Here is a 22007-nt window from a genome sequence, read left to right on the forward strand (position 1 = left end):
ACGCACTGTGCCCATCCCCACCAACCCCGACGTGCCCGCTCGAAAGCGGCGCGCCGCGGGCCGCCGGCTCAGCCGGATGCGCCGCACCTGGCTGAGCGTCCTGACCGCTGCGCTGATCCTCCTCCCGGTGCAGACCGCGTACGCCGCATCCGACGAAGACAGCGCGATCGCGAAGTTCCTGGGCTCGGCGTCCAGTCCCATCTCCCGCTGGAACGGTGCCATGCAGCTGCACAGCAACTTCAGCGGCGGATGGGCGGAGACGGCACTCGACGGCATCACACGAGGTGCGCAGGCCTTCGGAATCAGCGTCTCCAGCTTTTGCTGGAGCGTCATACAGAGCTTCATCTCCTTCGCCTCCAGCTTCAACGTCCTCGACGGGCCGCTCGGCCGCACGATAGACGGCGCCGTCAGCTCCCTCGGCCGAGCGATCCTGCAAGGCACCGACGGCCGCGGCCCGCTGATCCTCCTCGGCCTCCTGATCGTCAGCGCGGTCGTCACAGTCCGGTCCGCGCGTCACGACGTCGGCCTGCTGCTGCGGCGCCTCGGCGCCACGGCGATCGTCGTCTCGATCCTGACCGTCACCGTCGCGCAGGCCGGCGCCGGCACGTGGAACGGCAAGACGCAGGTGTACCGCGCCGCGCCGGGCAGCCCGGTCTGGTTCGGGCAGCAGAGCTCGCGCATCGTCTCAGGGATCATCGGGGGAGCCTCGAGCGTCATCAGCGCAGCGCCCGGTAACGGCGAGATCGGCTCAGACCGCAGCAACCTGTCCTGCAACGCGCAGCTGCAAGGCATGAAGGCCCGCCTCAAAGCGTCGAAGGCAGCCGCGAACAGCAACGCCAACACGAAGGCGGCGGTCTCGACCGTGAACTCGATGTACGTGCGCTCCTCGGTCGCAGCGGCCGTCGTCGCGCAGTACGGCGTCAACCCGTACGCCGAGTACACCTGGTGCCGCGGCTTCGACGCCAACGCGACCTCCTTCGGCGCGACGAGTGCCGAGTACACGGCCTACGCCGGCTGGAAGGCCTCCGAAGGCGACACGTCCGGGAAGACGGGGTTCCTGCCAGGCACGGCGCGATCCGACAAGAACAAGGACATCTCCGCAGCTGCGCCGTTCGGCGCGGGGAGCGATGACGACGAGATCTGGGCCGCCAACGTTGCGGCCTGGGCCGCCTGCCACCCCGAGGTGAAGGGCAACAAGGTCGATTTCGCGATCGACAAGGCCTGGAAGGACCTCAAGATCGACCAGAAGGGATGCTCGATCTGGTGGAGCAGCCCGGCTGCGAAGGCCTTCGACAAGGACGGCAAGGTGTTCAAGGACGTCACGAGCTGGTCCCCGCAGGACATCTCCGAGAAGGTCGACGACGAGAACGTGCGGTCCTTCCTGGCGAGCCTCGGCGGGTCGGACGACACCACCCTCGCTCTCGGGAGTACCGCGGTGGTCGTGGGCGCGATCGGCAGCGTCATCGACCTCGTCGTCTTCGGCGGGCTCTCCGGCGGTGCCATCCTCGCCGCGCTCATGGCGGTGCTGTTCGTGCTGTCGGCATTCATCGCGCTGGTCAGGGCGCTCATCTCGCGCGGCAGCCACTTCGAGGGGGTGCTGCTGAACCTGCGGGCGCTGATCGGTGTGCTCGTCTTCGGCGCGGCGCTCTCGCTCGTGCTCGCGGTGCTGCAGCTGATCGTCACTGCTCTCATCTGGTCCGGCAACGCGCTCCTCGGCGGAGCCGGTAACCCGGTCGCGCTCGCTTGGGCGGGCCTCACCCCACTGATCGCCGTCATCGGACTCCACCTCCTCTGCAAGCGCGCCGGGCTGCCGTCCCCGGTCACGGTCACCGGTGCGGCCGCGTGGGGCAAGATGCTCACACGCACCGGCGCCGCGTCGGCGGGTAACAGCATGCTGGAGAGCATGGCCGGGCGCGCAGGAGCGCTCGGACGCACCGGTGCCCGTCGTGCCGCCTCCGCAGCCGGGAACCGGCTCCGTGGCCAGTCCGGGAGCGGCGCTACGGCAGGTGCCGCCGCTGTGGGCGCGGCGGCGAAGCGCAAGCGCGACGAAGCCGCGCGAGCTCGCTCGGGGCTGCGGCAGCGGATGGCGGATGCGAAGAAGGCGTGGGCTGCCCAGCGCAGGAAGCGCAACGCCAGCAGCTGGGAGGGCCGGCTCATGCGCCGTGCCGGGCAGACCGGCATCGGTGCGGCGCTCCGGTCCGGTGCAGGGCAGGCCGGGCACGCGATCCGCGCGTCCGGCGCGAAGGTGGCGCGTAGCCGGCTCGGGCGCGCCGCTCGCTCCGGTGCCGTGTCTTCCGCTACCGCGTTTCGGGCTGCCCGGTCGTTCACGACCAGTCGCACCGGGCGCACGCTCGGCAACGCCACCGCCGTCGCCGGCGGCCTTGCGGCGGGTCCGATTGGGACGGGGATCGCGGCGACCGTTGTCGGCACCCGGATGGTACGTCAGCACCGCCGCAACGTCGTCGAGCGTCGTCAGTTCATCCAGACGTACATGCAGCGCGCCGAGACCGCGTCTGCAGTTCCGGCCGTCGACGCGCCCGTGCGGGCGGCGGTTCGGCGGCCCAGCGTTCACAGCCAGATGCGCCGCGGCCAGGCGGCACGATCTGGTCCGACGCGAGCGACTCGGGCGATCGCCGGCCGTCGCCGAACGCCCCCGATGAAGCGCTGATCCGAGCGCACGGGAAGGGCCCGCTCCGCGCAAGAGCGGGCCCTTCGTGTGTCACCTCGAGCACGTGACCCCGTGCTTCTCGGCGTAGACGCTGCCGTCGACCTGGGCGTGGATCCGGGTGGCGCTCACCGTCACCTTCGCGTCGTAGGTGAGGAAGTCGGGGGAGTCTCCGTAGGAGTCCTCCGTGACCTCCGTCGGTTCATCGGTCAGTTCAGGGCCAAGCGTCACCGACGTCCCCTCGTGCTCGTCCCGCGAGGTGAACTCGTAGTCGATCGCATCCGATTTCGGCGCCCAGAGCAGTTGCTGCCGCCCCCACTTGCCCTCCGCGGTGACGTCCTTGCCGTTCTGCTTGCCTTCGAGCTTCCAGGTCTTCGTCGCGATCGTGACCGTGTACCGGTCGCCGCCGTAGTACCAGAGCGCTGTGTCGTCGGCATCGCCTACGGAGCCGACGTGCTTGCCCTGTTCGGCGTCGATCGTGCACGTCCAGGTGCCGGTGAGCGCTTCCGGGATCGGGCCGGTCTTCCCGGCAGAGCTCGCGCAGCCGGCCGAGGTGAGGATGAGGCCGGCTGCGGCAACGGAGGAGAGGAGGCGAACGTGCAGGCGTCGGTGGAGCACGAGCGGACCTTTCTGCTGGGGCCGCCGCCCGGGGCGAGCGTGCCGGCCTCGCTGCGCGCGATGTCGGTGGCCAGTGATATCCGCAATCTTAGAAGATCGCCGGTGGTGTAGCAGGTCGTCGCAGGGTGCATGGCAGACGCATCAAGCAGCCAACCGACGGCAGGAGAAGCACGCGTGACCGACACCCCGACCGACCAGACGGCGCCCACAATCGACGCCCGCGAGGCGCTGCAGCGCTTCGAGCAGCTCGAGCAGGCGCTGCACCGCCCGTACCTCACCTACGCCAGCCTGCCCGGCGACGACGGCGCGCCGCAGGAGGAGAGCCTCGTCGTCGCCGCGCACGCGCGCGACACCGTGCAGCGCGCCGAGCGCTACATCCAGGACACCGGCCTCGACCCAGACCAGGTGTACTTCGATCCGATCGTCACCGTGCCGCTGCCGAAGTACCGCGAAGACGACGACGGGGCGGTCCGGTTCGGCGCACCGAACGCCGCCGCCTACTGGCACCCCCTCGCCTGGCTGCCCGAACGGCAGGCCATGCCCCTGACGTACGTCGAACGCGACGACGATGCCGACCCCGACGACGAGGGGATCGAGGTGCAGGAGACCGACGCCGAATGGGCGCTCCGACTCGCCTTCGAGCTCACCGCCACCGGGCTCTACAACCCCGCCAGCGGATGGGTCGATGTCCTCGCGCTGCACGACGTTCGCATCGACACCCCCGCGGGCCTCGCGCGCGTCGAAGCGTGGGTCGCCGGCGGCGCTGACACCGTCCTCGACAGGATCGACCTCGAGCCCTACTTCGCCGCCGCCGATGCGCTCTACGACGACGAGTGGGCCCTCGACCGCGTCGGCCAGACCTTCCTCGCCTACCAGTCCGCAGCCTGGCACGTCGCAGCACACACCCTCGCCGACGACCTCGCTGAGGCCTCCGCCGCCGTCCGGTCCGCCGACGGGCTCGCCGCCGTCGTCTTCCGCACCGCCGCCGTCGCCAGCCAGTTCCTGCGCGACCTCCCGCCACTCGACGCCCGCGACGAACTCACCCCAGCAGAACGACTCGACGAGATCGGCGCGTGCATCGACCCGGAAGAGCACGCCCCCACCCCGGACGTCGTCCAGCGCGCCGCCACCGACCTCGCCGCCGAGCTCGAGCGCGTCCGCTCGGCGTTCGACACTGCAGAGACCGACCTCGAGGCGTCGGAGCGCGCCGCCGCGGCCGACCTCGAGCACATCTTCGAAGGAGCCACGAAGTGACCGCCACCCTGCAGGACGCGTACCGGCCGTTCCTCCTCGATGCCGGGGAAGCGCCAGTCCTCCCCGACGACCTCGACGCCCTCCTCCGGCGCCGCTGGGCGTTCCAAGCCGTCACCGGCCTCGCAGACGCCGACGTGCACACCGACCCGCTCGTCGCCTTCCCGTTGCCGATCCGGCAGCAGCAGGCCTGGCACGGGTCCGTCTCGTTCCTCTGGTGCCCCCTCGCGTGGCTCCCCGAACCGCTCGCTGCGCCGCCCGAGACCAGTACGGCGGTCCCCACGATCGCCAGCCGCGTCTGGGCGGCCACCGTCGTGCTCGCGCTCGGCGCCACAGGACTCTTCGACCGGGACCGCGGGTTCGCCGACCTCGAGCAGTGGTACGGCTTCGACCTCAGCGACCCCGCCACCCGGCGACGCGCGGAAGCCTGGTGCGCCGATCCGTCGCGCGGCGACGAGCTGTTCGACCGGATCCGCGCGGACCTCCACCGGAAGATCCTCAGCGCAGCAGCACCCGCCCGCACCGCCGCGCTGATGGGGATGCTCAAGACGCAGCAGGCTGCGATCGCGGACAGCCTCCAGCGTTCGCTCGCCGCTGCCACTGATCCCCGTGAAGCGCTCGTCGGGCACCTCGCGATCGCTCTCGAGATGCTCGGCGACCATCCGTTCGACGGTCCGGTCCGCGTCGGCGACGTCATGCTCGGTTTGCTCAGCGAGATCCAGCCGGACGGTGGCGTTGACGTCGACCCGGCGCTCCTCGACGACGCTGTCACGGATCTGCAGCGCCTCCTCGACGCGGTTGCGGGCCGCCGCCATGCAGCATGACCGGGACGGGGGGGGGGCTCTGCCGAGCACGCGAGCGCCCTGCCAGCGGGCTGCTAATCTCCAAGGCGACGACGGTCCCGCATGCTCAGAAGCGGTCGGCCGACGACCGGCCTCACCTGGCCGCACGGAAGGGCCTGACAACACTCCATGGCTGATGCGAACGCCGCACGCGACGAACACGACGACGCCGAGCGTCGCCGCGCGATTGTGGAGGACTTCCTGAAGTCCCGTGCTGCCGCGCAGCTCGCGGGCAAGGTCGGCGACGACGCCCGAACCGTCGCCGAGTCCGAGCTCGCGAAACGCTGGAACATCGATCGCCAGGATGCGTGGGAGGCTGCGCTGCGGAGCGCGATGTCGGGCAACGGAGGCGACAGCGCGGGCATCGCCTCAGAGCTCGAAGCTGCCGCGGCGCGCTGGGACGACGGCGTCCCCGTCCGCGACCTCACCGTCGCCGAATCCCTCGAGCGTGCAGCCGAGCAGCTGAGTGCTCGCTTCCCGAGCCATCAGCTGCAGCTGGGGGAGCGCACCGACTCCTGGGGTCGATGGCTCACGATCAACTGGATCGACGGGCCGACCGAAGCCGAAGTACAGCAGGTCGCCATCGCCCACACCGGCGTCCAGTCCGACCCGGACGGAGCTGCGGTCCGGTATGCCTTCTACGGCGCCTCCACCTGGCGGGACTTCAGCGCGGACCGACAAGACGCGGCCGCTCGAGCGCTGCTTGACGCGGGGATCCGTCGTGACGACGCCGACCCCGACTTCACAGCCGGTCTGCCGGAGGGCCGGAACGTGATCACCGTCGCCGGGGTCGAGCTGTCGATCGCGCTGGACCCGTCCTTCGAGCAGCTCGTCCGCGCGATCCTCGATGGCACCTCTTTTCCTGCCCTCGACGGCTCCTAGAGTCGAGTCCGCCGAACGCCACGCTGCCGTGTGCGCGTGATTGACTGTTGCGAACGAGCCGGACGGAGCGGGCATCGTGTGGCGCACGGGAAGCGACCGACCACGCGCGGTGAGTCGAATGGACAGCTCAGTGGCACGCGCTTTCGGACTCGCTTGCACCTCACGGTCGTCGCCGTAGCACGTTAAGATATCAGAATGCGAGCCGTCCTCGAAGCGATCGCCGGGTATCAGCATGGCCGGGTAGTCAGTAACGCTGACCTTCAGCTCGGGGTCGCACCCGAATGGATTGCGAGACGAACCGGTGTCCAGACCCGGTTTTATAGTGGTCTCAGTGTTCCCGAGCTGGGACGGCGCGCCCTCCGAGCGCTTTCCTCTCTTTCTGACCTCGAGAGCAGCCCCATCGATCTCGTGATCGCATCGCATCAGACGCACGACGCTCAGGTCCCACCGATTGCAGCGCAACTAGCTAACGAGTTGGGGTCGGGCGTGGCCGGCCTGGACTGCGGCGCCGCTTGCGCCGGATTCAACTACGCGCTCGGGGTCGCTTCGGCGTTCGTGAACGCGGGCAACTTTCGACGTGTCGTCGTCGTCGCCGCGGAGCGCATGAGTGGATGGCTAGACCCGGCGGACCCGGGCACGTTCCCGGTCTTCGGCGACGGTGCGGGCGCGGCGCTCGTCGTGAGAGGCGAAGGCGCATCCATCACCCCGATGGTCGCGCACTCCGACGCCAGTGCAGCAGGGCTGATAGGAATGACTCCGCCTTCCTGGTCGACCGCCGTCTTGCAGGGCGCGTCGCCACTGTTCCGGATGGACGGCACCGCTGTGTACCGCTGGGCTCTGACGAACGTGCCCCGCATCCTGCGCGAGGCCCTTGCTCGGGCCGAACTCGAGCCGAGGGACGTCTCGGCGTTTGTTCCGCACCAGGCAAACGGGCGACTTGTGACGGCCCTCGGGAGTGCGCTCGGTCTCGAATCGGAGAGGATCGTGAGTGACGTGCAGCGTTCCGGGAACACGTCGAGCGCCTCGGTGCCCATCGCTCTCGCGAGAGCGCTTTCCGACGGCCGCGTCGAACCCGGCGCTCGCGTTCTGACTGCTGGGTTCGGTGCGGGCATGTCTGCCGCCGCACAGACCTTCGCAGCACCGCGCGCCTTCCTGTCGGTCGTTGACGCGGTGTGACCTACTCGGGCAGCGGCGTGATTCTGATGAGCACGTCGCGAAGCGCCACGCCTCTGCGTGATTCGACCCCGCACGCCGTGAGGCGGGCCTGAAGCATGTCCCCTTCCTGAGGTGCTGCTGAGACCGTGTCGTCGTACTCTCGAGCGACAGTGTCCTGGGCACAGGCCAGGAGGAAGTCGTGGAGGTGACTCCCGTCAGCGCTGATCGCGTCAGTCAACGAGGTTGCACCGCGGCCGAACAGAAGCGTCCACGGTGGCGAGGACAGGAAAACTTCCAGGGTCTCGGGGTGCACCAACGCGGTCGGCGACGGATCTAGGGTCTGCAGCCCTCGGATGATGTCGTCAATATCGGACGTCGCCAGCGGCAAGGTGCGCTCGTTGAACTGCTCTGGAACACGGTAGGTGATCCCGGAGATGATGAGGGTGCCGTCTGGGAGCGGAGTGCCCAGCTTCGCGACGATGCGCACGTTAGTGAGTGCTCTGTCCGGGCTGCCGAGTCCTGACCAAATGCGGAAGGTCAGCGACGAAAGCTGGCCCATCGCGCCATCCAGTGCATCACGGACCGCCTGTGCGATCCGCGCTCGATCGCCCTCGTAGACCAGCTCGTTCTGCCAATCAGACACATCCCAGGCGCCTAGCGAGCGAGCTGGCTGCGCCGCGTCCACTCGGTACACATCGAAGAGGTCGCGATTCCAGTAGGACTTGCGCCGTGTCGAAGGCGATCCGTCCGGTGCTCGCTCGATGAGCCACTCCCAGCATCCTGCGGGCTCTGGTGGATGCAGCCGCTGGTGCTCCGGTGCCACAATGGCGTGAGCCGCGATGAGCGTGTCCGTGAAGGGCGTGCGAATCGGATGCACGATGACCTGCCACCGTTGGCCCTGAACGAGGGCAGTTTCGTGCACGACGCGACGCAGGTCTTGCTTGACGACACGTTCCAACGCAGGCATCAGCGCCAAGCGGGCTGGCATGCTCGACTGCCGACGAAGACTCACCGGCCCGACCGGCTTGCGCCCAATCCGAACCACCCGATCGAGATCCTGTCCGGTCAGGAGGAGCCACTGCGCACCATCGCTCGTAGCGGCCTCACCAGCCGGGGGTGCGCCTACGCTGCTCATGCTCCGCCGCTCACCGGCACGACGCTTCCGGACATGTACGTCAATTCGGAGACGCTGACGATGGCATCTGCGATCTCTTCGGCGCTGGCGAGACGGCCGAAGGGGGTGTCACCGATCATCTTCTTCCGAGCCTCGTCGCTGATGTCTGCAACCATCTGCGTATCGGTGCCGCCCGGGGCGACTGCGTTGATTCTGATGTGCCGCGGTCCGTACTCTCGAGCGAAAGAGCGTACGAACCCTTCTACGGCACTCTTCGACGTGACGTAGTTGCTCTGTCCGGCCACCCCGTACTTCACAGACATCGATGAGAGCAAGACGATCGATCCAGAGCGCTGTCGGAGCATCGGGCGCAGAGCCGCTTTGCTCGCGACCATGGGTGCAAGTGTGTTGACGCGAAGAACAGCCTCCATCGCCTCGAGGGGCATGCGGAGAAGGGGCGCATCGCGCGTAATCCCCGCGGCGAAGACGAGGGTGTCCAATCGTCCGTGAGCCGCGGCGACCTCTTCAACGGTGCGTGTCACGGCTTCGAGGTCGGTGACGTCGACTTCGACGCCAGTGATGCCGGCTGGAACGCCTGTACCGCGATGAGTGCCCACCACCGTGTAGTTGAGGGACGAGAATCGAGCCGCTACAGCGGCCCCGATGCCGCGGGAGGCCCCGATCACGAGGGCAACGGAGTGAGGTGCTGAAGTGAAGGTGTCAAGGTGCTGCATGTGGGTAGTGTATATTACATGTTCATCGATCGGTAGGCGCGACGTCTACTGAGTTCCCAACCAACGCGGACCGTGCCAGCACTCGGCGTCCGAGTGTCAGGCGTCCACACTCCGAGCTCGTCCGAGCTCTGATAGGTGTGATCATGCCCGCATCTCTGCTCGCCCGACCCGTCGCAAACGACGTCCCAGCTCGCAAAGTCCCGCTGGCCGTGGCACTCGAAGCCGATGTGCTCGCTACTGCTGACGTCCTCGGCCTGGATCGGCGCTCCATCCGCATCGATCTGCTGCTCCCTGGCGGAATCCCCATCGTCCATGGTCGGCGCCCGGTCTTCTTCGTGGAGGGTCTACGCTCGCCGCTCGCGTGGATCCCAGCAGTCTTCACCCCCGAGCGCCGCAGCCTGCCCGGACCAACTTGGCCAACCCGGCACTCCCGCCTCCAGGCGACGACTTTCGCCCTCGCCTTGTCCTCGGCCGGTTTGTCGCCGCAGGGTGACGTGCTCGCCACGTTCGCCATTGATCTCAACCAGCCAGACCACCTTCGGCATGCGGAACGGTGGATCCGCGGCGGTCACTCTGAACGCTTCGACGCAGTACGCCGAGGAGTAGAGGCGATCGTGTGCGCACACGCCAGCGTCGATGATGCAGAGGACATGCTCCGCTCGGTCCTTCCCCTGAAGCGGCAGGTCACCGCGCAATGGCTGCACCGCGACCTCGAGCGCGCCGACGACGACGAGCAAGCGGAGCTACTCGAGACAACGCTCAAGGTCGTCTTCGACCTGTTCGGTGAGCTTCCGGCCCAGGGCATCGGCACAGTGGCGGACGAGGCGCGGGCGATCGTGGCGGCGCTCCGGCACGCGTCCACCCCAAGTGGGATGGAGGACGTATCGTCACTACAGCTCGTCCTTCGGAGGGCGTACCGCCTCCTCTCCTTCGTTTCCGCATCCCACGGCTCCTAGTTGCGCCGAGCCTCGAGTAACACTTCGTGCAACGCTAGGACCGCCGACCCAAGCTCCTCCGGGGTCTCCGCTTGCTCCGCCTTCGCGACGATCCTTGCCAACGCTAACGAGTGCGGTCGCAGGTCGATGCCCCACTGGTGCGCGCACTCAGGCCAGGCCTGCAGCGCGTCCCAGCTGTACGCCGCCCAACTCCCGTGGGCACAGGTTGCGATTCGCTCGTGCAGGTCGAGCCCAGCTGGCGGGAAGCCGTTAAGCAGAGCGGATCCAAGGATGAGTGTTCGTTGCTGCATCTCGTGGGGCCCGAGGAACGAAGGGCGAAAGCCGACGTACCGGACGTTGTGGACGAGACCGATCATTTCCAGGTCTCGAGCCGCTTCACGGACGGGCGTCCGCGAGACACGCAGCTGCGTCGCGAGATCGTCGAGTCGCATCGTCTGGGCGCCCTTCGTGAGTGCCCAGCGCGTGAGCTCATCTCGACAGTGCGATGAAAGGAGGTGCCGACGGAATGCCATGATCCCGTATATCAGGCTTCATGGACCCTGTGACCGGGCAGGAGTGGCGCCTGGCCGCCTGGCGCTGTCGCCCCTGGATGGTGCTTCGAGGGTCCTTTTGGGGCCCAGAAACGACGCGCATCAAGGGCCATCAAGGGTTCAGCGACGCGCACGCTACGATGCTCCACACCAGTCAGAACCGCGTAATGACGCGGAACAAGGGCACAAGGACGCGCACCATCTCAGGGCCTGACCCGGTACCAGTGGGTTCCGGAGTCAGGTCGCGTCCTCCTTCGCTGAACGGTGGACAGAGGCATCACTCGCCATCCGACGTTTGCCTCGGACTGCCCGACATCGATGCGATGCATCGATGAGACCTAGGTCCTCGTCGAATACTTGGGGGGGGGCGCTGCCGGCTGCGGGCTCGCATGCCTACCGCGTGGCCCGGCACGGGTGGGCACCGTTCACCGGCATGCCGTCCAGTAGCTAAGTAAAGAACTCCTCGGGGAGGACGGTGATCCCGTCGACGTACGCCACGGCGACGTCATGCCTCGAATCGTCTTCTCGGCCCTGCTGTAGCACACTCACATAACGTGAACGCGGCGGCCGAGGATGTACGCGGTCGGGGCGCAGAGGTGTAGTCGACCTGGCCGGCGGGGTTATCGAAGAAGGTGCGGTCCTTTGTCGCGCCAAAGATGTCGCGGGCGATCGCCTCGCGGGTGCAGTCGATCGTGTCGACATCCCGGATGGACGGGGCGTCGGCGCTGAAGATTGTTTACGCGAACAGGGACACCACCATCCGCCGGCACGGAAGATGCTGTCCCAGATGTTCCTTGAGGCGGTGCAGTCACGGATGCCCGGAGCTGCTCCACGGAGAACAGGGACCGGACGAATGCGTCGACGGGCTTACTCAACTCCGAGGATCGGTCAGAATGGTCGCATGCCCACGATCCTGTGTCCCTACTGCGCCAAGTACAGCCACGTGACTCTTCGGTGGGGCCAGGTGTTCGACAGTGGTGCACAGGTTCGGGCTGCCGCCAGCTGCGATTTCTGCAGTCGGCTCTCCGTTGTTGAAGGGCGCGATCCGTCGGCCAGCGCGAGTCCGGGATTTGACCTTGGAAGCGTGGGGCGAGTGCTCGACAGGGCAGGCTCGAGTGTGACTTGGCTTCCAATGTCAGCAGAAACGCCGGAGGTGCCTGACGTTCCTGCCCCGATTGAGCGAGCCGCGAAGGAGGCTTATCGCAGCGCTTCCATCGGCAACCACATGGCAGCGATCCTGATGGCCCGCACGGTGATCGAAGCGACCGCCAAGACGAAGGGCATCAGCAACGGCGTACTCGCCTCGAAAATCAACGCGATGCGCGATGCGCAGCTCATTCGACCGGCGATCGCTGAGCAGGCCCACGAAGTCCGCTTCGCCGGGAACGACATGGCACACGGGGACATCGATTTGATACCCGATGCCGTCGACTCAGAGGAGATTCTCGCGCTTATGGCCTCGGTGTTGACTGAGGTGTTTCAGGACCCTGCCCGCTTGGAGCGAATCAGAGCGAAGCGGACCGGCGGGTAGCTATTCTGCGTTGGGGACGAGCAGCAGCGCGGCTCCGGGCTCGCGGAGCAGCGACTTTGCGTTGTCGGCCTTCTGGCCGCCGTTCTTCAGCTCGAGCTTCGCGGCGGACGTCAGTGCGGTACCGATCGTCGCGACGAGCGCCCGCTAATGCTCGGGTGGGACGAAGTCCAGCTCGTCGACGTGCGCAGCGCCACCCTCGTCGCGAGCTAGCGTTTTGGACGTCGCCGCCTCGAGCCTGTCGTGGTTCGCCTCCGCCCGCGTGTAATTCGATCTCGGCGACGGTGTCGGGGTGCAGGGGCAGTTCGGGCTTACGTTTGCTCCTCGTGTGGTGCGCGGTGAGGATGGGGTCGTCGGTCGAGCTTGAGGTAGACGGAGGCGGGATCGATTGTGTCGGGCTCCGGGCTCCGGGCTGCGGGATCGGCGTCGGAGCACCTCGCCGGTGCGGAGCGTGCGGCCCGCCGGGCGAGATCAACAGCGGGCGCGGTCTCGCCCGATTCAGCGGAGGGAGCGCGAGCCGATAGTAGAGGACATGCTGCTGCGCGCTCGACGGAGGTCGTGACGACGGCGGTCGATAGTTCCAAGCGACGACACTCGGTCATCAATCGACAACGGAAGGCCCATCATGCACGAAGCACGTCTGCTGCCGCACAACCCGCGACTGGAGCTCGCGATCCTCGTCCCGCTCCTCATCGACCTCGAGCGCTGCGCCACGAGCGACATCGAGGAAGAGCGCGACCTCGCTGCGCGGAACCTGCAGTGGCACCGCGAGCGTCTCCTGATCCTGCTCCGGCAGCTCGCCCACGCCGTCGGGCTCCCGCGCCACCCCGCGTCGCGCTAGCCGACGAGCCGCCGGGCGCGAGCGGGCCTGCTCGACTGCTGCGGTGCTCGAACCGGGCCTATGCTCTCGTTCGAGCCGAGTGGGAGGGCGATGTTCACTCAGAGCTGAGCCCGCAGGAGCTCGAGGATCACGGGGCTCAATTGCCGGTGTGCTGCCGGTGACCACGCCTCCGCAGTCGTTGTGGTCCGCAAGCGTTCGCAGCCTACTTCCGCTCCATTGCTGGGAAGCGCTGCGTATCGCTGCGGACGTTTGCGCGGTCCGCCACGTGCACACCGTGGATGTCGTCGGTTCGATCCCGGCAGGGCCCACCAGAAAAACCCAGTTCAGGCCCCACCATGCGGAAATAATGTGTGGCCGGCGGGAGGAGAATCCGGGCAGCTGCCGGTGAGCTGCCGGTGTCTAACCTGGGAGCTGGGGGATTGAGGTGTGCGCGCCGCGGTTGACGCTGGGAGAAGCATGCACGCCGCTCGGCCCGCTTGAAGTGGTGCCTGAGATTGTGCCGCGATCGTGCCCTCCAATGACTGCACGCTGATGGCCTCTTCGCAGCGACGCTGTGCCAAGCCAGGGGTAGCGAAGAGTCGCCGAACTTGGAGTGTAAGTCGGGCGAGTACGTCGACAATCGAGTTCCATGACGGTGAGCCGCGTCATACAGGCGGTCTACTGGCTAGACCTTGGTCCAATCCCGGCCCTATCGAATTTCACCGTGCAAGCCGCGCTAAGGTCAGGTTCGACAGATGATGCATCGGAGCGGCGCCCCTTGCGTTGACCCTACAACCTCCAGAATCTAGGCATGCTCTCCCTCGTTCTCTCCATCTATGCGGCTTTGGTTGCGACCTTCGCGCTGCTGTTCAACTACTTCAAAGAGCCAGTGCCGCTTATGCACGTGATCCGTAACGATGTGTCGGCCGAGTACGGAAAGCCCTACTGGTCGCTGTATTTCCGTAACCTCGGGGCAGGGTCAGCGCGGCACGTCAAGGTACGAACTCGACAGGGCAAGGCCCGATGGACGCCCTGGACGAGCCTCGCTCCGGTCTTGGATGCCAAGAGTGAGGTCGGCCACAGGGTGCCACTTACTGAAGAGGAGTACGCCGCGTTAGCGTCGGAGCCAGCTCGTTCGTCTTGGCGAGTGCAGTTCCGCTGGACGCAAGGCCCCGTCTCCTTCGTTGGCCAGCGCCGGCTCACTGTTCGTCCCGACCACTACTGGACTCGTGAACAGTCAGACGCTTGGGGTTAGCTGCTGACCGCTGGCTTCTTCCTGCCGTGCCTGTCGGGACCGTGAACGGCGGCGTCCAATCTTGGCTCGCCAAAAACTGATCTAGTGGCAGTGTCATCGCCTTTACCATCTCGGGATGTTCGTGAATGTCTTTGATTCGGTGACCGATCATGTAAAGCGTCGGCACCTTGGTATCAGGCCAAGCGATGTCGCGACGCACTGCCACGAGAAGATCAGCCATGAGTCGCATCGTCACCAAGTTCGGCGGATTCAAGTTGGCTGAAGTGCGCCACCGGTAAAATGTCTCGATCACTTCGTCCGAACCCCAAACCGTCACGAAGCCCTGAAAGTTCGTAATGACGTCTTCCATACCGGCCAGAGCGGCCGCGCTCCGATTCGGAGTGAGAAGGTCGTTTAGCGTTGTGAGGAAGGGCTGATACAGCTCGAACTTTTTCTGCGCTGTGCGCTCCTCAAGCGCTCTAAGACGTGCAGCCTCCGCCTCTGCGTGTTGCGCTCTGCCCGCGGCCCGCGACGCCAGAATGCTGGAGATCACGGCGACGGCGACGGGGACGGCAAGGGTGACGATTTGCAGCCATAGAGGAAGTGTCATGCGTGGGAGTCTTGCATCGACCGCCGTCGATCGGCATCACGACCGCGCCGTCCGGGGCGCCGGTAGGCCTCTGGTCGATCAGGTCAGCAGCAGGTTTGCCATCGCGCTGTCTTCCCCAGTGAAGAAGAGCCTCTAGGTCCACCGAACACCCCTCAAAGCAAGCACCCTCAGTCCAGTGGCTGAGGGTGCTTGTATTGAGGGGACTTACGAAAAGATCGGGCATGCTCGAGGATCTACGCGTACCTGTCGTTAGTCGCCGTCCGGATCAGCGCCTACGACCTCACCTACGACGTGCAGTAACAGCAGCGGCAACTCCAAAACCGAGGCCAGCTAGACCGACCAGCATTCCTCCGTTGTAAATCAATCCTGCAGCGAAGTTAACGCCCCCACCGGGAGGACTCAGTATGGTCCATACAGAGCCGATTGCAGTTGCAACGAAACCGACCGCAAGAAGAACGATTGCAGCAACGACTACCCCTGGCATTCTCATCAGTTATTACGTCCGTTTCCCTTATAGAAGGCCCAGCCAGCGCCACGAACAGCGGTGTAGTAGCCACCAGCGACACCAGCACAAGAGTTTCGCGTAGCACCCTTGGGGTAAGCCTTGTTGCAAGCATACGTAAGGTTACCGAGGAACGCGACGTCGCAGGTCAGGCGGTTAATCTTCTTCTTATTGCCATAGCAGATGTCGTGGGCGTCGCAAGCGGGCCTGAACTTCGCCTTACCCCACGTGTCGGGCGAATAGCTACAACCGTTGGGTGCAGCGAAAGTGGTCATCTCCCCACTCGCGGTCGGCTCGGGGTCGGTGGCGTCAGGAACGTCCTCCCCCTCGTTCGCGACTCGGAACGACCAATCTGCGGTCTGAATATCGCCTCGTTCGTCCCATGCGGTGGCAGCCGAAACTTTCGCCTTCCATGAGTAGGAGTGCCCTCGGGGAAGGTCGTAAAGGCCGAGCGGGACGTTACCAGTAGTGGTCGCCTGCGTGACGCCGGTTGTCAGGTCGCGGAGCTCATAAGCGATCGCAGCATCGCCAGGTAGGAGCCCTGACTGGGGAAGCGGGTAAAGGGAAACCACTTCCGGGTTCACCACTGCCCCGTTCGCAAGACTTGGCTGTAATGCCTCGTTCTGCCACTGACCAACCCCAAATTCGTAGGCCACGGAGGGCGCCAACCCCGTGCTGCTGGACAGTTCTGCACGCAGCTTCACTAGCCCAGACAAGGGTGGAGTCGTGAAGGTGAACGAGGACGTCGTAGTGTCATTCAGTGAATAAGACTCGAGCGGAAGGTCGTTCAGGTACACGTCGACCGTTTGCCCAGCCTCGACTGCAGCAGGCGCGCTTACAGTGCAAGACGCCGCAATATCATCGCTTCCCGTGGTAGCGGTCCATGTTCCAGCCCCGAACGGAGCGGCGCAAGTCAGACGAGGGGCTTGAGGATTGCTGTACCAGCCTTGGACGTCGAAAACGTAGTCGGTCGGGTCAGCGACACTGTTGATTGCGACCTTGCCGTTCGCGCCGAGCGGTACCGTAATGGTGTTCGTGCGGATCGTAGTCTCGTCGAAATTGATCGACGTCGTGTTCGGGCGGGTTGTGCCGTCTGCCCACACCGTCGCATTGCCGGCACCAGCGGTCGACTTCAGCGAGGTGAGCGAGAGGACAACGGCCTTGATACCAGAGCCCATGACGGGGACGCCTGCTTTGCCGGCGATCTGGATGGAACGGGTTTCGTTCTTTCCCATGACTGTGTTGCCGCTGGAGCGGGTGTCGTACGCACGGCCAGCACCGGGAGTGAAGACGGCGCCTCCCTTCCCAGCGGCGGTGAAGTAACCCTGGGTGTCGACGACGAGGTCGGTGGTGCTGTTGTTGTTGTAGATGGTGATCTTGCCGTCAGCGGAGAGCTTGACCTGCGCCTGCATCGAGGTCGGCACGTTGCCGGCGTAGTTGAAGGAGTTCGACGGACGGGTGTCGCCCGTGGCGTACGGGGTGAGGTACCCGACGGAGGCGGTGCGGTTGACGGCGATCATGTTGATGATCGCGCCGGAAGCACCCTTCGGGATGCCGCCGCGTCCGGAGACCTGCAGGTCGACACGCTCGCCGGCGCCGATGGTCTGCTGTGGGAAGCCGAGCCCGGAGCGGGTGTCAGCGATGCGCGAGCCGTTCAGCGGGACGAAGCCGCCGGCGGCAGTACCGTCGTCGCTGGCGGTGTAGTAGCCCTGCACGTCGAGGATGAGCCGGATGCTGGTCTCGGCCTGCACCTGAATCGTGCCGTCGGGATTCACCGCGAGGACAGCGGAGAACGAGGTGTTTTGCTCGCTCTCACCACCGTAGATACCCATGAGCGTCGTCTTCGCGGCTGCGTTCGGGCGCCCGTAGAGGATGCCCTGATGCGAGATGCTCGCCGCGGTCGCAACGACGGATACAGCTCCAACGGAACCGTCGTCCGGGACGCCGTTCTTGCCGGTCACCTGGACGGTGCGCCAGCCCTTGGCAGGCATCGGGGTGTCGAAGCCGCCGATGTTTCTCCCCGTGTCGAGGAAGCGTCCGGTTGCCGGGACGAATACGCCGCCGGTTCCGGTGTCGTTGAGGGCTTGCGCTGGCGTTGCGACCAGCAGCGAGCCAAGGATTGCGAGCGCGCTCAGGGTTGCGGCAGCGATGCTGCGCTTCCTCTGGCGCGGCCTGTGCAGCAGCGTGCGCACGAGACCCCCTAGGTCAGCTGACAGCACGGGTTGCCGTCAGTTCGCGAAGGCTAGAAGAAGTCTGAATACCGGCACAGGTCCCCCGAAGAGGGGCTCGCCAGAAAAATCCCAGTTCAGAGGTAATAGTTCCGGAATGGGCTGAGCGTTCTCTCAGTCTATGTCAACCTGCGAGCTGATGATCCCAGCCAGTCGGCTAGCGCCAAATGGCTAGCGCCGAACAGCTGTCCAGTTGGAGCTCTGGGCTGATCGAACGCAAGAGAGGGTGGGGCATTCTCACGCAAGTCAGCGTGAACAGCCACAACGCCGCGACGCGCCGGGGGGCCGCAGGGTCCGTTTTGGGTCCTAAAACGATGCGCAGGAAGGGCACATCAAGGGCGTAGCGACGCGAACGCTACGATGCTCCACACCAGCCAGAACCGCGGAACGACGCGGATCAAGGGCACAAGGACGCGCACCATCGCAAGGCCTGACCCGGTACCAGTGGGTTCCAGATTCAAGACCCACGAGCCCGCAAGGAGTGACGACCCATCGTGTCCGGGTCACAGCCGGCGGGTTCGACAACATTGATGTTGAAGTAAGCGCCGAAGCCGATGCCGGCGATCGAGCCTCTCTTCCACGCGAGACCTAGGCTCTTCTCATGATCAACGCCGCATACGCGCTGTACGACATCTTCCTTGAGTGGCGCGAGGCGGCCGCAGCCGGCGTGGTCGCAAATGACGCCCGAGGCTGGAACGCTGACCCGATGGTTGCGACTACAAAGATGCTCGAGACCAGCGCTCTGCTCACGGCTATCGATCGTGCGCTCAGCGAGATGGAGGCGGACGGTCTCAACGTCTACGTCTCGAGGGAGTCGTTCCCGCAATGGGGCCGCATGGCGGCCAATGCGGGGACCACTTGGGGTCAGCAGTCCGACCCTGGCGCGGCATTCCCTTCAGCAGCGATGGGGCAGCTGCAGATGCTGGGCACCCTCATTGAAGCGACCAAGGGGAGGATCGCGCCGGGCGGACTCGACCGGCTCAGTGCCGTCGTCGACGAAGCGATTGGCCTCCTTGAGGAAGACCAGACCATCAGCGCGGAGCTTCGCTACTACTTGGTGAAGCTGGTGCGCGAGATTCGCGATGCGATGGAGGATGAGACGCTCGCTGGGGGCTTCGACTATGCGAGCGCTGCTGAGCGGCTCTGGGTTGCCATGCAGGCTGCAGCCGGACAGGCGGACGAGGAGCGTAGTCCCCGATGGCGGGACGCCGCGGCCAAGCTGATTGTCCCTGCGGTCACGGGTGCCATCACACACGCGGCCACTCTCGGCTATGACGGTGTCGCAGCGGCGCTCGGACAGCTCGGCCAGTAGTTCCGAGGTGGGCGCCTGTCGTCTCGGCCGGAAGCATCAGCAGCTGCTCGGCGGCGGACCTTTACGTGCACGGCGCGACACACGTTAGCGGTTTGCCGCGGGGGGGGAGTACGCCGTGCTCGCGCCGCCTGCCGAGCGTCGCCAGGCAGCCGCCGTTTCATTGGGCGGCGATATCGGCGGCCGAGGCGGTAGCGGTGCGTGTCGTCGGCGTAGGGGAGGCCGGCGCCACGGCGGGGAACTCGAGGACGACCGGCACAAGCTGCCGGTGTGCTGCCGGTGACCACGCGCAGCCGGGTGCTTTTGTTCGCAGTTGTCCGCAAGCTACTTCCGCGCCATCACTGGGAAGCGCTGCGTATCGCTGCGGACGTTTGCGCGGTCCGCCACGTTTACACCGTGGATGTCGTCGGTTCGATCCCGGCAGGGCCCACGCAGTCGCTCAGCGACGCGCGCGCAGGGTCTCGCTCGGCAGCTCCCCGAACCGCTTCGCGTAGGCGGAGGAGAACCGCCCGGCGTGTGCGAACCCCCACCGTCGTGCGGTGTCCGCCACGGTCGTCTCGCCCACCGAGTGGTACCGGAGCTCCGTCCGGATCCGGTCGAAGCGGATCCCGCGGAGCATCGAGTTCGGTGACATCCCGACCTGCCGCTGGAAGCCCTGCTGGAGCCCGCGGACACTGAGCCCGACGTGTTCGGCGACGTCGGTCGTGGTGATCGGGACGTCGGCGTTGGCGTGCATGTACTCGATCGCCTGCTGCACCCGGCCCCGTGCGCCGACGGGCACCGGCGCGGCCGGCGCGAGGGTCGTGTGCGGGAAGGTCCGGAGCATCGCCAGCGCGGTGCGCCGGGTGGCCTCGGCCATCGCGAGCGGGGACAGCGGCGTGGCACCGAGGACGACCTGCGCGGAGGCCCGCAGCTCGGCGTTCCACGTCCGGACGTCCTCCCGTCGGGGCAGCGCGGCGTGGTCGAACACGAGCGGCGCCGGCTCCGTGCCGTGCAGCTCGGCGGCGGTGCGCTCGAGCGTGCGGCGGTCGAACTGCACCACGTTCTGCCGGACGTCGGCGAGGTCGAAGCGGTACGGGCGCTCGCTCGGGAACACGATCGGGCGTCCGGGCGCGAGCGCCACCTCGTCGCGGTCGATGTCCAGCAGTCCGCCGCCGTCGCTGACCCACGTCACGAAGTAGTGGCTCGTCGCGTCGACCTCGCCGGCCATCCGACCGTCGAAGCGCTTCGAGTCCAGCGACATCCCCTCGCCACCGACCGATCGGAACCGGTAGCCGAAGTCCCGCTCGGTCCGCTCGGGCAGGAACCCGGCGGCACCGTACGCTGACTCGAACACCGCTCGGGCCGCGTCGAGGTCGTCGCCGGACGCCTCGACGACGTGACGGACGTCGGGTTCGGCGGTGGTCATGATCCGATGCTGACACGTCCGGCTGAGCCTCGCGCGCGCGTCGTGGTCAGGACAGCGCCTCGAGCGGGTTCTGCGCGAGCTTCCGGACGACACCGCCGTCGACCAGGCGCCGCGCTGCGGTGTCGGGCTTGCGAGCGGCCTGGTCGGCGACGCACGCGCCGAACTCCGCAGCCAGCGAGCCGCGGGGGTGCCGTGCGAGCACCTCGCGCAGGTACGACTCCGGCAGCAGCTCGGCCCCCGCACCGGAGACGTCGAGCCCGGTCGCGCGTTCGAGCAGGTGCCCCTCGAGGTCGAGGAGGACGTCGACGTCCGGCCAGTTGTGCCGCACGATCACGTCGAGCACGCGCTGCTGCCGCTCGACGGCCCAACCCGCCCCGGTCGTCAGGGCGACGGCGACGTGCCCACCGGCGTGCTCGTAGGACACCGTGTGGTTGTCGAACTCGGTCACGGTGCCGATGTCGTGCAGGACGGCCGCGACCCACAGCAGTTCGTGGTCGACGCCGTCGAGCCCGTCGAGCGCCGCGAAGCCCGCTGCCCAGTACCAGGACCGGACGGCGTGCGCCGTGATCGCCGTCGACTGGTAGCGCGTGGCGAGCGACGCAGCCGCTCGGGCGGCCGGGGTCTCCGGGACGGGGAAGTCGTCGATGCGCACCTCCGGATCATGGCATGCTCACCGCATGGACCCGCAGCCGCCCTACGGCGACCGTCGCCCCGCGCCGCCGCACCCGCCCGCGCGCTGGGACCCGTGGTCGGCGGCGTTCGCCGCACTCGCGGTCGCGGCCGGGGTCGGGGCACTCGCCGCGGCGTGCTGGGGCGTGGCCCTCGTGCTGCTCGCCCCGGAGGGCGGTGGAGTCGACTTCCGGTCCGTCTGGGCAGGGCTCGCCCTGGTCGCGTCCGTGGCGCTCACTGCGGTGCTCGCCGAGGCGGCGCGCGCTCGTCGCCGTCGGGGTGGCGGACGCTCGCAGCGGTGACGCGACCCACGGGAGGCACGGTGCCGGCCGGCCACGTGCCTCCGGACCGGCGCGGCGTCGGACGCGCGACGTGGCGCTGATCCGCCACGCGCCTCCCGTCCGGTGCGCTGCCGGCCCTGCCGGTGGGGCCGAGGTCCCAGGACGACAGCTGGTGCTCGCCGACCACGAGCGTGTACGGTCCCGGCGCGTCGGTACGACTTTACGGGTGGGGGAGTTCCGAGCGGAAGCGCTCAGACATCGCTCGTCGGCAGCGCGGTCGCGTCCGACGGCCCGCCCTCGGGAGGCGTCACGGCCGCGTCGACCGGGTCCTCGACCAGCCGGACGGTCACGCTGATGAGGTCCGCCGTCGCGGTCGTGTCCGCGTCGAGCAGGTCGCGGACCCGTTCGCCCACCGCGCGGAGGGTGTCCGCGGCGGGACGGCCGCCGTCGACGCTGATGCCGGTGACGACGTGCACGCGGCCGCCGCGTCGGTCCACGTCGACCAGGACGTCGGGGTCGTGCAGACGGAGCGGTACGGGCACCACCGCGTCGACCACGGTCTCGGCCGCGGCGGCGACGGGTCGGGGCGGGTAGACCCCGGTGACCCCGGGGACGTGTCGGATGCCGGCCGTCACCGTGCGTGAGATCGCTTCGTCGTCCATGGTCGCGCT

General features: G+C 67.0%; 19 protein-coding genes and 1 tRNA gene. 11 read left to right on the forward strand and 9 right to left on the reverse strand.

The window, feature by feature from the left end; translation table 11 throughout:
* Window positions 1-7: 7 nt before the first annotated feature.
* Window positions 8-2668, forward strand: a complete 2661-nt coding sequence (locus PIJ49_RS02450) for a hypothetical protein (RefSeq protein WP_271825604.1) — start codon at window positions 8-10, stop codon at window positions 2666-2668.
* A gap of 51 nt (window positions 2669-2719) precedes the next feature.
* Here PIJ49_RS02450 and PIJ49_RS02455 read toward each other — a convergent pair whose 3' ends face one another.
* Window positions 2720-3283 carry a hypothetical protein gene (locus tag PIJ49_RS02455; RefSeq protein ID WP_271825606.1) on the reverse strand — a complete coding sequence of 188 codons (564 nt, stop codon included), beginning with the start codon at window positions 3281-3283 and terminating at the stop codon, window positions 2720-2722.
* Window positions 3284-3457: 174 nt separating this feature from the next.
* Here PIJ49_RS02455 and PIJ49_RS02460 point away from each other — a divergent pair, with 174 nt between their 5' ends.
* The 4 genes from PIJ49_RS02460 to PIJ49_RS02475 all read left to right on the forward strand — a co-directional run bounded on the left by PIJ49_RS02460 (window position 3458) and on the right by PIJ49_RS02475 (window position 7434).
* On the forward strand, window positions 3458-4537 hold the full coding sequence (locus tag PIJ49_RS02460; protein ID WP_271825607.1) for a hypothetical protein: 1080 nt from the start codon (window positions 3458-3460) through the stop codon (window positions 4535-4537).
* Window positions 4534-5358 (forward strand): hypothetical protein, encoded by an 825-nt coding sequence (locus PIJ49_RS02465; RefSeq protein WP_271825609.1) that lies wholly within the window; start codon window positions 4534-4536, stop codon window positions 5356-5358. The genes PIJ49_RS02460 and PIJ49_RS02465 overlap by 4 nt, the downstream gene beginning before the upstream one ends.
* Before the next feature lie 147 nt (window positions 5359-5505).
* Window positions 5506-6258: a hypothetical protein gene (locus PIJ49_RS02470; RefSeq protein ID WP_271825610.1), complete on the forward strand. Its 753-nt coding sequence runs from the start codon at window positions 5506-5508 to the stop codon at window positions 6256-6258.
* Between the two features lie 195 nt (window positions 6259-6453).
* Complete coding sequence (locus PIJ49_RS02475) at window positions 6454-7434, forward strand: 3-oxoacyl-ACP synthase III family protein (protein WP_271825611.1); 981 nt, start codon at window positions 6454-6456, stop codon at window positions 7432-7434.
* A 1-nt stretch (window position 7435) separates the two neighbouring features.
* Here the strand turns inward: PIJ49_RS02475 and PIJ49_RS02480 are convergent, their stop codons facing one another.
* Window positions 7436-8548 carry a hypothetical protein gene (locus tag PIJ49_RS02480; RefSeq protein WP_271825613.1) on the reverse strand — a complete coding sequence of 371 codons (1113 nt, stop codon included), beginning with the start codon at window positions 8546-8548 and terminating at the stop codon, window positions 7436-7438.
* On the reverse strand, window positions 8545-9261 hold the full coding sequence (locus PIJ49_RS02485) for an SDR family oxidoreductase (protein WP_271825614.1): 717 nt from the start codon (window positions 9259-9261) through the stop codon (window positions 8545-8547). Before PIJ49_RS02485 ends, PIJ49_RS02480 begins: the two co-directional genes overlap by 4 nt.
* A 209-nt stretch (window positions 9262-9470) precedes the next feature.
* Between PIJ49_RS02485 and PIJ49_RS02490 the strand changes: the two genes are divergently transcribed.
* Window positions 9471-10217: a hypothetical protein gene (locus tag PIJ49_RS02490; protein ID WP_271825615.1), complete on the forward strand. Its 747-nt coding sequence runs from the start codon at window positions 9471-9473 to the stop codon at window positions 10215-10217.
* On the opposite strand, the gene PIJ49_RS16965 is transcribed toward PIJ49_RS02490, so the two are convergent.
* The gene (locus tag PIJ49_RS16965; RefSeq protein WP_442874587.1) at window positions 10214-10729 is read right to left on the reverse strand and encodes a GntR family transcriptional regulator; all 516 of its coding nucleotides are present in this window, start codon (window positions 10727-10729) and stop codon (window positions 10214-10216) included. The genes PIJ49_RS02490 and PIJ49_RS16965 overlap by 4 nt on opposite strands.
* A gap of 919 nt (window positions 10730-11648) precedes the next feature.
* Between PIJ49_RS16965 and PIJ49_RS02495 the strand changes: the two genes are divergently transcribed.
* Together PIJ49_RS02495 and PIJ49_RS02500 are read left to right on the forward strand one after the other, a co-directional pair.
* Window positions 11649-12278 carry a DUF4145 domain-containing protein gene (locus PIJ49_RS02495; protein WP_271825617.1) on the forward strand — a complete coding sequence of 210 codons (630 nt, stop codon included), beginning with the start codon at window positions 11649-11651 and terminating at the stop codon, window positions 12276-12278.
* A 622-nt stretch (window positions 12279-12900) separates the two neighbouring features.
* Entirely contained in the window at window positions 12901-13116 is a 216-nt protein-coding gene (locus tag PIJ49_RS02500) for a hypothetical protein (RefSeq protein ID WP_271825619.1), read from the forward strand.
* A gap of 1178 nt (window positions 13117-14294) precedes the next feature.
* Here the strand turns inward: PIJ49_RS02500 and PIJ49_RS02505 are convergent.
* Complete coding sequence (locus PIJ49_RS02505) at window positions 14295-14939, reverse strand: hypothetical protein (protein WP_144411285.1); 645 nt, start codon at window positions 14937-14939, stop codon at window positions 14295-14297.
* A 489-nt stretch (window positions 14940-15428) separates the two neighbouring features.
* The gene (locus tag PIJ49_RS02510) at window positions 15429-17633 is read right to left on the reverse strand and encodes a phospholipase A2 (protein ID WP_066653949.1); all 2205 of its coding nucleotides are present in this window, start codon (window positions 17631-17633) and stop codon (window positions 15429-15431) included.
* A gap of 637 nt (window positions 17634-18270) precedes the next feature.
* Here PIJ49_RS02510 and PIJ49_RS02515 point away from each other — a divergent pair.
* Both PIJ49_RS02515 and PIJ49_RS02520 read left to right on the forward strand, forming a co-directional pair.
* Window positions 18271-18981: a hypothetical protein gene (locus tag PIJ49_RS02515; protein ID WP_066653951.1), complete on the forward strand. Its 711-nt coding sequence runs from the start codon at window positions 18271-18273 to the stop codon at window positions 18979-18981.
* Between the two features lie 340 nt (window positions 18982-19321).
* Window positions 19322-19408 (forward strand) — tRNA-Val (locus tag PIJ49_RS02520).
* A 9-nt stretch (window positions 19409-19417) separates the two neighbouring features.
* Here the strand turns inward: PIJ49_RS02520 and PIJ49_RS02525 are convergent.
* Entirely contained in the window at window positions 19418-20386 is a 969-nt protein-coding gene (locus PIJ49_RS02525) for a helix-turn-helix transcriptional regulator (RefSeq protein ID WP_066653953.1), read from the reverse strand.
* A gap of 46 nt (window positions 20387-20432) precedes the next feature.
* Window positions 20433-21038, reverse strand: coding sequence for an HD domain-containing protein (locus PIJ49_RS02530; RefSeq protein WP_066653955.1), 606 nt, complete (start codon window positions 21036-21038; stop codon window positions 20433-20435).
* 25 nt (window positions 21039-21063) lie between these two features.
* On the opposite strand from PIJ49_RS02530, the gene PIJ49_RS02535 reads away from it, so the two are divergent.
* Window positions 21064-21357, forward strand: a complete 294-nt coding sequence (locus tag PIJ49_RS02535; RefSeq protein WP_271825623.1) for a hypothetical protein — start codon at window positions 21064-21066, stop codon at window positions 21355-21357.
* A 230-nt stretch (window positions 21358-21587) separates the two neighbouring features.
* Here the strand turns inward: PIJ49_RS02535 and PIJ49_RS02540 are convergent, their stop codons facing one another.
* On the reverse strand, window positions 21588-21998 hold the full coding sequence (locus PIJ49_RS02540) for a hypothetical protein (protein ID WP_271825624.1): 411 nt from the start codon (window positions 21996-21998) through the stop codon (window positions 21588-21590).
* Window positions 21999-22007: the final 9 nt, after the last annotated feature.

Source organism: Curtobacterium uvaldense (genome assembly GCF_028307415.1).
Taxonomy (GTDB): Bacteria; Actinomycetota; Actinomycetes; order Actinomycetales; family Microbacteriaceae; genus Curtobacterium.

Coding starts and splice junctions, on each gene's coding strand:
- PIJ49_RS02500 (WP_271825619.1), top strand. CDS start 12,901: ATGCACGAAGCACGTCTGCTGCCGCACAACCCGCGACTGGAGCTCGCG.
- PIJ49_RS02475 (WP_271825611.1), top strand. CDS start 6,454: ATGCGAGCCGTCCTCGAAGCGATCGCCGGGTATCAGCATGGCCGGGTA.
- PIJ49_RS02535 (WP_271825623.1), top strand. CDS start 21,064: ATGGACCCGCAGCCGCCCTACGGCGACCGTCGCCCCGCGCCGCCGCAC.
- PIJ49_RS02485 (WP_271825614.1), bottom strand. CDS start 9,261: ATGCAGCACCTTGACACCTTCACTTCAGCACCTCACTCCGTTGCCCTC.
- PIJ49_RS02480 (WP_271825613.1), bottom strand. CDS start 8,548: ATGAGCAGCGTAGGCGCACCCCCGGCTGGTGAGGCCGCTACGAGCGAT.
- PIJ49_RS02515 (WP_066653951.1), top strand. CDS start 18,271: ATGATCAACGCCGCATACGCGCTGTACGACATCTTCCTTGAGTGGCGC.
- PIJ49_RS16965 (WP_442874587.1), bottom strand. CDS start 10,729: ATGGCATTCCGTCGGCACCTCCTTTCATCGCACTGTCGAGATGAGCTC.
- PIJ49_RS02540 (WP_271825624.1), bottom strand. CDS start 21,998: ATGGACGACGAAGCGATCTCACGCACGGTGACGGCCGGCATCCGACAC.
- PIJ49_RS02470 (WP_271825610.1), top strand. CDS start 5,506: ATGGCTGATGCGAACGCCGCACGCGACGAACACGACGACGCCGAGCGT.
- PIJ49_RS02505 (WP_144411285.1), bottom strand. CDS start 14,939: ATGACACTTCCTCTATGGCTGCAAATCGTCACCCTTGCCGTCCCCGTC.
- PIJ49_RS02495 (WP_271825617.1), top strand. CDS start 11,649: ATGCCCACGATCCTGTGTCCCTACTGCGCCAAGTACAGCCACGTGACT.
- PIJ49_RS02525 (WP_066653953.1), bottom strand. CDS start 20,386: ATGACCACCGCCGAACCCGACGTCCGTCACGTCGTCGAGGCGTCCGGC.